The sequence below is a fragment of the Niallia sp. Sow4_A1 genome (genome assembly GCF_052116745.1).
GTDB classification, from domain to species: Bacteria; Bacillota; Bacilli; order Bacillales; family Cytobacillaceae; genus Niallia; species Niallia hominis.
Genome location: NZ_JBQKKM010000048.1, coordinates 26,723 through 36,399, shown reverse-complemented (window position 1 = coordinate 36,399; position 9,677 = coordinate 26,723). Strand labels below are relative to the sequence as shown.

The following is a 9,677-nucleotide window of genomic DNA, read 5'->3' as shown; positions in this document are numbered from 1 at the left end:
GAATGGATTTCCTTTCCATTCAAATCATCAGGCCAGCAAGCGTAGCGCGGTAGCCTTGACTGAACACAACACTAAAGTAACTAAATGCGACAACTATGTTGACAAACACCGAATATGAGTTAATGATAAGAATTACATAAGAATTACCAGTATCAACAGGAATAAGTAAAAATTTTTATTTATATTTAAGCTTCTTCTCATATTCATCTCATTCTCCCTTTGTAAACTTAAAAGAGAAATAAAAAGTGATACGAAAAGGAGAATATAAAAATAATGAGCAAGGATATATCAACTGTTCTATTTGACCTTGATGGAACGATTTTGGATACAAACCAATTAGTAGTTGCTTCCTTTCAGCATACATTAAAAAAACATCTGAATTTAGATGTAGATGAAAAGGAATTGAAACGCTATTTTGGTGAGCCATTAACAAAAACTTTTCAAAGGTATTATTCAGGTAATATTAACGAATTGTTGCATACTTTCCGTCAATTTGACGTCGCGAACCATGATGCACTTACTAGTTTCTTTCCTCATGCGAAAGAAGTGATACAGCTATTATCAGATAAAGGTATCAAGTTAGGGATTGTCACTTCCAAACATAATTATATGACTAGTCGGTGTAGTCATTTAGACGAAATAAGCAACTTTATTCACACCATTATTACCTTTGACGATGTAACTAATCCAAAACCAAATCCCGAGCCAATAGAAAAAGCATTATATGCATTAGCTGAATCACCTGAACATGCATTAATGGTCGGGGATAGCGTCGAAGACATTATTAGTGCAAAAAATGCGGGTGTACGGAGTGTATTTGTGTCATGGAGTGAGTTAAAAAAGGAGGAACTGGTGGACCAGCCTGACTTTGTGCTGGACGACTTTCTTGACCTTTTAAAAATTATTAACTCTGAAAAGGGTACCGTCAGGAAAGCCCGTTTATCCTGATGGTACCCTATAAATAAATTTATAATAATGAAACTGTAAGAACAAAAGGAATTAATAAACGATAACTAGATTTTACAACCAAAGGGAATCCATTGTGATTCCCTTAAAAACACACTGATATCAACAATTTTACTAATTTTCACCCATCAAGAGAACCGGTTCATATATTGAAATAGGATCTTTTTGATTAATAGAAGTTAATATCTATTATTTTATTAATCACTTTTTCTTGGTAGGTAACAGAGCCTGGATAATTCCTAACTGTAAAAATTTATGGATTCTTCCATTTAGTACTCCATAATCCCCTAATGTTCTCCCCGATCGATGCACTATTTTGATAATATAATCTATTACTCCTGAATTTAAAGATACTAAACGTTCAAAAAGCTCTCTTTCACCCTCTAACTTTCTATCTAAAATATTGCTCAAATCTCGTTCATAACAATCAACACGATTATGTAAAATATTTTGAATGGCCATTTTGCCTGAAATACAGGCAGTATCTATCCCTCCACCATGTAATGGGGAAACTAAGCCAGCTGCATCTCCTGCAAGCAACACATTATCATATACCAATCTATCCAGCTTTACAGTAGGACATAGCCCACCCATTTTCTTTGTTATTTTATAAGAAGACAGCCCTTCTTTTTCAAGTACTCTATCTAGCTTTGCCCATAAATTTAATTTAGTTGATTTAAAAACTCCTAGTCCAACATTTGCTTCGTTTTTTGATTTTGGAAAAATCCAGTAATATCCTGTATAAGGGTCCTCAAGTACTAACTTAATTCTCCCATAATATTCGCTAAAATCACCTGCCAATGTGTATTGGACCGTAACTGCAGATGTATCTTTATAATATTTATGGAATCCATATACTTGAGAAGTTATTGAAATAGCTCCTGAACTGTCAATGATCCAATCGTATTCCCAAACGAGTTCTATAAAGAATTCCTTCGTTATAGTAATGTTTTCGATAATGTTTACGCCTAATGATCTTGCTTCTTCAGCTAAACCTTTTTGCCATTCACGTCGATCAATCATCCAAATATTTATTTTGTCGTCACAGGGAAATACATACTTTGATTTTATTTTGAGTTCTATTTCTTCTACCTTAAACCTAACCCCATATCGGGGTTTCCCAAGCATGTTTAATGTATCAAAAAAACCTTCCGCACATCGAATGTTTTCACCAATTTCCAACTTTTCATATAACGTCACGCTTAATCCGCTTTTTGCTCCTTCTATTGCTGCAGTTAAACCTGCAGGGCCACCTCCAATGATTGCAATCTTTTGCAAGTTAATTCTCCTTCCCTTATTTCAAAGTACCTTTGCATTTTGGGGCTTATTGATTTAAAAAGTCCGATTTCTCCATACCTTTGAATGAAGAAATCGGACTTTTATTATGAATCTTGAAGAACTTTTAGAATGACTATTCTTCAGTAATCTTTACAACCTTATATTTTTCATTTGCTAATGATTCATGAATGGCTTGGTCACTTACTTCATTATGACTTTCAACCAATGCACTTTTATCTCCTAAGTTAACGGAAGCTTCCGTAACTCCCTCAATTGATTTTAAACATTTAAGAACCGTATCGGCACATCCTTCACATTTCATTCCTTCTATGGTTAGTTTCTTTTTCATTAAATATTTCCCCTTTCATTTATTCATTTTTATTTCATTCCTTCTAAATAGAAGAAGGTTTAAAACGTTTTAGTCTCAACGCATTGAGTAATACTGATACAGAGCTAAAACTCATAGCTGCAGCTGCAATGACCGGGCTTAATAATGGGCCCCCAAAAAGGAAAACAATTCCCATTGCAAATGGAATTCCTGCCGTATTATAACCAAATGCCCAGAATAAGTTTTGCTTAATATTTCGAATGGTTGATCTACTTAATTCAACTGCGGTAGGAACATCCATCAAATCACTTCTCATTAAGACAATATCAGCTGATTCCATTGCAACATCGGTACCTGATCCAATGGCTATCCCAACATCGGCTTGTGCAAGTGCAGGTGCATCGTTAATTCCATCTCCAACCATTGCGACTTTTTTGCCTTCTTCTTGCAGCTTTTTCACTTCATTCGCTTTATCTTCTGGTAGAACTTCACTTAGTACCCGATCGATGCCAACTTGCTTGGCAATGGCTTCAGCGGTACGTTTGTTATCACCAGTAATCATAGCAACTTCTATACCCATTTTGTGAAGTTTTTGGATTGCTTTTATGCTATTTTCTTTAACCGTATCTGCTACCGCAATAATACCGGCAATTTTATCATTCATCGTAATATACATTGGAGTTTTCCCTTGACTGGCTAATTCATCTGATGTTTTAGATAAAGATCCTAATGATATGTTACGATCATCCATTAATTTTCGGTTTCCTAATAACATATGGTGGCCGTCAATGGTTACTTCAATTCCATGTCCTGGGATCGCTTTAAAGGCCTGCGTTTTCTTGAAGTTCATTCCTCTTTCTTCAGCACCTTTAACGATTGCATCACCTAATGGATGTTCAGAACCCTTTTCAGCAGATGCTGCTAAAATTAATAGTTCTTCTTCGGAAATACCATTTGCTGTAACAATGTCAGTGACTTTTGGTTTCCCTTCCGTTATCGTTCCAGTTTTATCAAATACAATGGTTTGAATTTTATGCGTAGTTTCTAGAGCTGTACCACTTTTAATCAGAACGCCGTGTTCCGCTCCTTTACCAGTTCCAATCATAATGGCTGTTGGTGTAGCTAAACCTAGTGCACATGGGCATGCGATAACTAAAACTGAGATGGCAATAGTTAATGCGAAAATACCTGTTTGACCTCCAAAGTACCAGGCTAATCCTGAAAGGACAGCAAGCCCAATAACAATTGGCACAAAGTAACCTGAAATAATATCAGCTAATTTAGCAATAGGAGCTTTTGAGCCCTGCGCATCTTCTACTAATTTAATAATTTGAGATAGGGCCGTGTCTTTACCAACCTTTGTTGCCTTGTATTGGATCGTACCATTTTTATTGATACTGGCGCCTATTATATTGTCTCCTGCGTTTTTTTCTACAGGAATGCTTTCCCCTGTTAACATGGACTCATCAACAGCCGTTGTCCCCTCAACGACAATACCATCCACAGGCATTTTTTCACCTGGTTTAACGATTAAAATGTCGCCTACAACCACTTCGTCTATCGAAATTTCCACTTCTTGATCATTTCTTAAAACAATAGCAGTCTTAGGAGCAAGACCCATTAATTTTTTTATGGCTTCTGATGTTTTTCCTTTTGTTAAAGTTTCAAGGTATTTTCCTAATGTAATTAAAGTTAAAATAACGGCTGCCGTTTCATAATATAATTCACTGGCATAACTTGAATTTCCTAAATAAATCATGACTGTCGCAAAAATACCGTATAAAAAGGCTGCACTTGTTCCTAAAGCTATCAAGCTATCCATATTTGGGTGTCCTCTAAACAAAGTATTATATCCAACTGTATATATCTTCCTATTTACGATAACCACTGGTATGGTTAACAGTAACTGAATCAGTGCAAAGGCTTCTGGATTCATCATCGGATCAATAATTCCAGGTAATGGTGCCCCCACTATATGGCCCATGGCGATGTAAAGTAATGGAGCAGTAAATACGGCTGATATCCAAAATCTTTTCCATAGTTTTTTAATTTCTCTTTGTTTTTTCGCTTTATCTTCGTCAATGGACTCTTCAGATGCAATGTCTTCATGCGCTTCGTAACCTGCATGGGAAACAGCTTGAATGATATCCGAAGTTGATACCACCGAAGAATCGTATTCAATACTCAATTTTTCCGTTGCTAAGTTCACATTGGATTCCAATACGCCTTCTAATTTTCTTGTTGCTTTTTCAATCGTTTGAGCACAGGATGCACAGGTCATACCTGAAATAGCAAAGGTCTTCTTTTCTGTATTTGCCACAGCTTTATATCCCGCTTTATCAACAGCTTCTTGAATATCTTGTAATGAAATCGCATTTTCATCATATTGAATATTCATTTTTTCGGTTGCTAGATTCACACTTGATGACTTCACACCAGGTAGCTTTTTTGTCACTTTTTCTATTCTTTGGGCACATGATGCGCATGTCATGCCTTCTATATTTAACGTTTTTTCAGCCATTCTCTTAACCTCCCTTATTTATATTCTTTTAGGAAAAGTTTGGTTTTGGGATTTCCCAACCTTCCACATTAAAACACTGATCCTCTATAGAATCTGTAATGTCTTTTAAGTCAACCTCATGTAAATCAAAGGTTATGTTGATCTTTCCTTCATTAGGAAGGACATAGATGGATTCAATACCGTCTAACTTCCCAATCTTTCCTTCAATTAGATTTATGCAATGTTCACATGTCATTCCTTGAACATTAAGTATTACCTGATTCATAACAGTCCTCCTTTTTTCTAATTGATTATTTTCATTTTGAACTGACCCTATTAACCACTTCATTAATTCAGATCGAGATAAAACTTTCTTAACATTAATTTCTTTTTCCTTTAAGTGGTTGATCACTTTGTCAATCGAGAACAAGCAATTTCTCCCCATTCGTTACTTCTTCATTTAATTCTTTTATCCACCATACGGATATAGGGTATATTTTTATTAAAAAAAAATAAAATTCCAATAACAGAATCTATCTTGTTTTTTTATTGGTGCTTTTCAAGCTTTAAGTTATACTTTTCATTTTTTCATTAATCTCTGAATCGATATTAGCATTTCATCTAAAACTTCCATATCACCTTTTTGAATTCTATCTACAACACAGTTTCTCATATGACCTTCTAGTAGAATTTTTGCTACACTATTTAAAGCTGCTTGGCTTGCAGAAATTTGTGTAATTACATCATCACAATACACATCTTTTTCAATTAATCTTTTAATACCTCGAACTTGTCCTTCGATTCGATTTAGCCTGGTTACAAGATTATGTTTTACCTTTTCTGAATTATGGCTTTTTCTTTCCTTTGAAATAGAGTAATAGCTTTCTACAGTTATTGGACTATTTTCTAAATCGGGCGCCATTTTCATTTCCTCCTTTATACTTACATTGTACCTTACCCCCCTACCCTATGTAAAGCAAATTCTTTTTTATCCTTTTACTTCTCCTTAAGAATACTATTTAATGGTGATGTCCTGAATGTCTGCCTTTACTATGATTATGCCCTGAGTGATCATGACCAAATAGGTGCATAAGTGGACAAAGTAGGAATATTCCCCATATTAGCCAATCCCATTTCCCATATATAGCTGCTACAATTCCAATAATTATTACTAATAAAATAGGTATTGCTAGCTTTTTAAGTGTCAACGTATTAAACCTCCTTCTATTCTATGGTTTAAGTTTAAATCCTTAAGTTAAATTTAAACTGAGATGAAGATAAGAATTACATAAGAATTAAAAGGGTTAACCTATCTATAAATCAAAGCATGTCTTGAACTGTTTTCTAATTATCTTTTGGATCTTCTTTATCATCACCGTCAGATACTTCATTAAACTCTATATCCTGTTGATATTCTCTAAAGGACGAAGGGTTGAAATCAGCAAAGGCTAATCCCAATATCGTCCAAACAAAAAAACATTTTCAGTTTCTTTCCATTGAGGATTTCTCTATTTTCGCCATCCTTACACTTTAGTATGATTTGATTAACATTTGATAAAAAGAAAACTCCCAACCTAGAGTTTTCTCCTTGAATGTAGTTTATCAACATTTATGAACATAGAAAACCAAATAAAATTACAAATATCGAAAATAAATTTATTAGTTGATTCACTTTAATAAACGAGAGGCAAGTAAATGATAAATTCAGTACCCTCTTCTAATTTGCTATTAACGACAATTCTTCCTTGATGTTCGTCGATTATCCACTTTGCAATCGATAACCCTAAACCTGTGCCGTCTGGGGATTGTTTTCTTGCTGATTCAGTTCGATAGAACCGATCAAAAATATATGGTATCTTCTCCATTGGGATCCCAATCCCAGTATCTTTTATTTGAATAACCGCCTGTTTTTTCTCTTCCGTAACCATTACATAAATTCTTCCTTTTGGATTGGTATACTGAATAGAATTATCAAGGAATATGATTAATAATTGTTTGATTAAATCCTGATCGCCCCATACCATTACTTGGTCTTTAATTTTTGATTCTATTAAAACTGCTTTTTCCCATAATTCCATTTCTACTAATACTTCAGTTGTAATGGTAGATAAATTAATAATATTTTTTTGATAAATTTGCCCTGCATCAGCACGTGCTAGTGATAAAAGGTCCGAGACTAATTTTGACATTCGGATGGCTTCATTCCTAATATCCTCTAGAATCTCTTCTCTTTCTGATTCCGGTATATTTTTCATCTTGTGTAAAATATCCAGGTTTCCTCTAATAGTCGTTAATGGTGCACGCAGTTCATGGGAGGCATCAGAAAGGAATCGTTTTTGATTTTTATAAGCCTTTTCTAAGCTATCCAGCATTTGATTAAAAGTCCCCGTTAATTGTCCTAGTTCATCAGGAGGACCTGTATATAAGACGCGTTGTTCAAAATCTTGGGAAGCCGTAATCGCTTTAGCTGTTTTTCCAATTAAATCCACTCTCCATAATGTTTTTTTTGCCAAAAACCAAGCAGCTATAGAAGCTATGATAATACCTATTCCACTTAAACCGATTACTGTCCACTTAAATCTTTTTAAAGATCTATCAATAGAATCTAATGAATATAAAGTCTCGATATAGCCTATTTTTGATTGATCAAGATAAATAGGATTAATCTTTATCCTTATCCTTATTCCATTCTTATCCGTAACAGTTTGGAATTCTGAGCCATCTAAAAAGACCTTTTCCTTTGAAAATGGATGATTTTTTAAAAATAAATGAGAAGTCGTTTGAATAAGCTCATCTTTTTTCCCCTTTATCATTACGGCATATTCATTAATCGTTAAGGAATCAACTGACATATTTACTTTCTCTAATGGGGTTCCTTTTTTTAACTGTCGTGTAATCTCCTCCTGTACGTGAGAAGATATATTCGTAAGCATTTTATCTCCAGCTTCATAGGATGCTTGTTTATGAGTGTAATAAATAATAGAAATGACTAAAGCCATAATGCTTCCAAAAAGTAGGCAATTCCATAAAGTGAGTCTTAATCGGATGGGCATGGATTTCATTCCTTCATCACATACCCAGAGCCTCGGACTGTATGAATTAATCTTTTTTCCTTGTTCAACTCGAGCTTATGACGTAAATAACCCACATAAACTTCGAGAACATTTGATTCTCCTTGAAAGTTATACCCCCAAACTTTTTCCATAATCAGTTCACGAGGCAAAACTCTTTTTGGATTTTGCATAAAAAGCTCCAATAAATTAAATTCAGTTGTAGACAACTCGATGGACCTCCCATTTCTTTCTGCTGAACGGGAAGCTAAATCCAAGGTTAGATCAGCAAAATGAATATAATCCCCAGTATTAATGTTATCCGTTCTTCTTAATAGTGCTTTTATACGGGCAACCAATTCTTCAAAAGCAAAAGGTTTGATAAGATAATCGTCTGCCCCGGTTTCTAGACCTTCTACACGGTCTGCAACAGAGTCCCTTCCAGTCACCATTAAAATTGGGATGTTCCCATCTTTTCTTAACCTTCTGCAAACTTCTAGACCATCAATTCCAGGCATCATTACATCTAATATAACTAGGTCAGGTGACTGATCAAGTATCATCATTAAACCTTCCCTACCATTATTAGCAACGATTACATCATAACCTTCAAAGGTAAGTCCTCTTCTAATCATAGAAGTAATTTTGGTGTCATCATCTATTACAATTATTTTTGCATTCACTTTATATACCTCCTCTGAGTATTATCGATGTCGATTTGATTAGAAGTAATAATAAAAAGATAAAGTTTTATAGATTAGTATCATAAATTTTGAGTGTGATTACTGTTACTTATTGGTTTATTCCCAAAATGGATTTTAGGAATAAACCTAGGAACGTTCTTCACATATGATAGGTACTCATCCCCAAACAAATTGATCATTACTTTCTCTTCTTTTTTTGCCAACCAATTATACATACCAATTAATGCAGGGGCCATCAAAAGGGTTATGATTGTGGGCCATTGAACTAGAAAACCTACGATCATTAAGATGAAACCACTATACTGCGGATGGCGTACAAAGCGATAAATCCCCTTCGTTATTAATTGTCCTGACCCTTTGTGAATTCCTCTCCATCCAATAGCGATCACAATAAGACCACTAAAAATTATAATATTACTAAGAGGATGTAAAATATTAAATAGGATTGGTGATCCCCCAGCTAACGCTACCCACAAATGTCCGTTTGCGTGGGTAAATGGGTCAAGGACCGGATAATTTTGGCCTAATATTGAAGTGAGAAAATATATGGTTAAAGGGAAACCAAACATTTCGCTAAATAAAGCTACGAGAAAGGCAGTAAATGCTCCCATAGTTCTCCAATCTCTTTTTGTAGTTGGTTTAAAAGCGGTATATGTAAATAACCCAAAGATCAAAATATTAAAAATAACTGCAGCCCATAATCCATAGGCAGTTTGGTCTACGCCATGCATTTCAATTCCTCCATGTTATCTTTTTTCATTAACTTTAATAAAAAAGTATGGAGAAATGATGGAGTTAACCAAAATTGATTCAAGAATAATATAAGTTTGTACAAATAATGAAAAAAGAGA

At 34.5% G+C, this 9,677-nt stretch carries 10 protein-coding genes; 1 reads left to right on the top strand and 9 read right to left on the bottom strand.

All coding sequences use genetic code 11. The features are described from left to right. Nucleotides 1–273 precede the first annotated feature (273 nt). On the top strand, nt 274–948 hold the full coding sequence (gene ppaX / locus ACTQ5K_RS20685; RefSeq protein ID WP_031539138.1) for a pyrophosphatase PpaX: 675 nt from the start codon (nt 274–276) through the stop codon (nt 946–948). A gap of 219 nt (nt 949–1,167) precedes the next feature. Here the strand turns inward: ppaX and ACTQ5K_RS20680 are convergent, their stop codons facing one another. The 9 genes from ACTQ5K_RS20680 to ACTQ5K_RS20640 all read right to left on the bottom strand — a co-directional run bounded on the left by ACTQ5K_RS20680 (nt 1,168) and on the right by ACTQ5K_RS20640 (nt 9,557). Further along, complete coding sequence (locus tag ACTQ5K_RS20680; protein WP_051641004.1) at nt 1,168–2,244, bottom strand: NAD(P)/FAD-dependent oxidoreductase; 1,077 nt, start codon at nt 2,242–2,244, stop codon at nt 1,168–1,170. Between the two features lie 133 nt (nt 2,245–2,377). After that, a complete protein-coding gene (locus tag ACTQ5K_RS20675; RefSeq protein WP_031539142.1) occupies nt 2,378–2,593 on the bottom strand; it encodes a heavy-metal-associated domain-containing protein in 216 nt (71 codons plus the stop codon). Nucleotides 2,594–2,636: 43 nt separating this feature from the next. Continuing rightward, complete coding sequence (locus tag ACTQ5K_RS20670) at nt 2,637–5,093, bottom strand: heavy metal translocating P-type ATPase (RefSeq protein ID WP_031539144.1); 2,457 nt, start codon at nt 5,091–5,093, stop codon at nt 2,637–2,639. Between the two features lie 28 nt (nt 5,094–5,121). Further along, a complete protein-coding gene (locus tag ACTQ5K_RS20665) occupies nt 5,122–5,358 on the bottom strand; it encodes a cation transporter (RefSeq protein ID WP_031539145.1) in 237 nt (78 codons plus the stop codon). 294 nt (nt 5,359–5,652) lie between these two features. Then, nucleotides 5,653–5,994 (bottom strand): metal-sensitive transcriptional regulator, encoded by a 342-nt coding sequence (locus ACTQ5K_RS20660; RefSeq protein WP_031539146.1) that lies wholly within the window; start codon nt 5,992–5,994, stop codon nt 5,653–5,655. A 97-nt stretch (nt 5,995–6,091) separates the two neighbouring features. Next, complete coding sequence (locus ACTQ5K_RS20655) at nt 6,092–6,280, bottom strand: DUF2933 domain-containing protein (protein ID WP_031539147.1); 189 nt, start codon at nt 6,278–6,280, stop codon at nt 6,092–6,094. Between the two features lie 465 nt (nt 6,281–6,745). Then, nucleotides 6,746–8,071 carry a sensor histidine kinase gene (locus ACTQ5K_RS20650; RefSeq protein WP_048717229.1) on the bottom strand — a complete coding sequence of 442 codons (1,326 nt, stop codon included), beginning with the start codon at nt 8,069–8,071 and terminating at the stop codon, nt 6,746–6,748. A gap of 59 nt (nt 8,072–8,130) precedes the next feature. Then, complete coding sequence (locus tag ACTQ5K_RS20645; RefSeq protein ID WP_031539149.1) at nt 8,131–8,805, bottom strand: response regulator transcription factor; 675 nt, start codon at nt 8,803–8,805, stop codon at nt 8,131–8,133. An 80-nt stretch (nt 8,806–8,885) separates the two neighbouring features. Next, complete coding sequence (locus tag ACTQ5K_RS20640; RefSeq protein ID WP_031539151.1) at nt 8,886–9,557, bottom strand: methyltransferase family protein; 672 nt, start codon at nt 9,555–9,557, stop codon at nt 8,886–8,888. Nucleotides 9,558–9,677 lie beyond the last annotated feature (120 nt).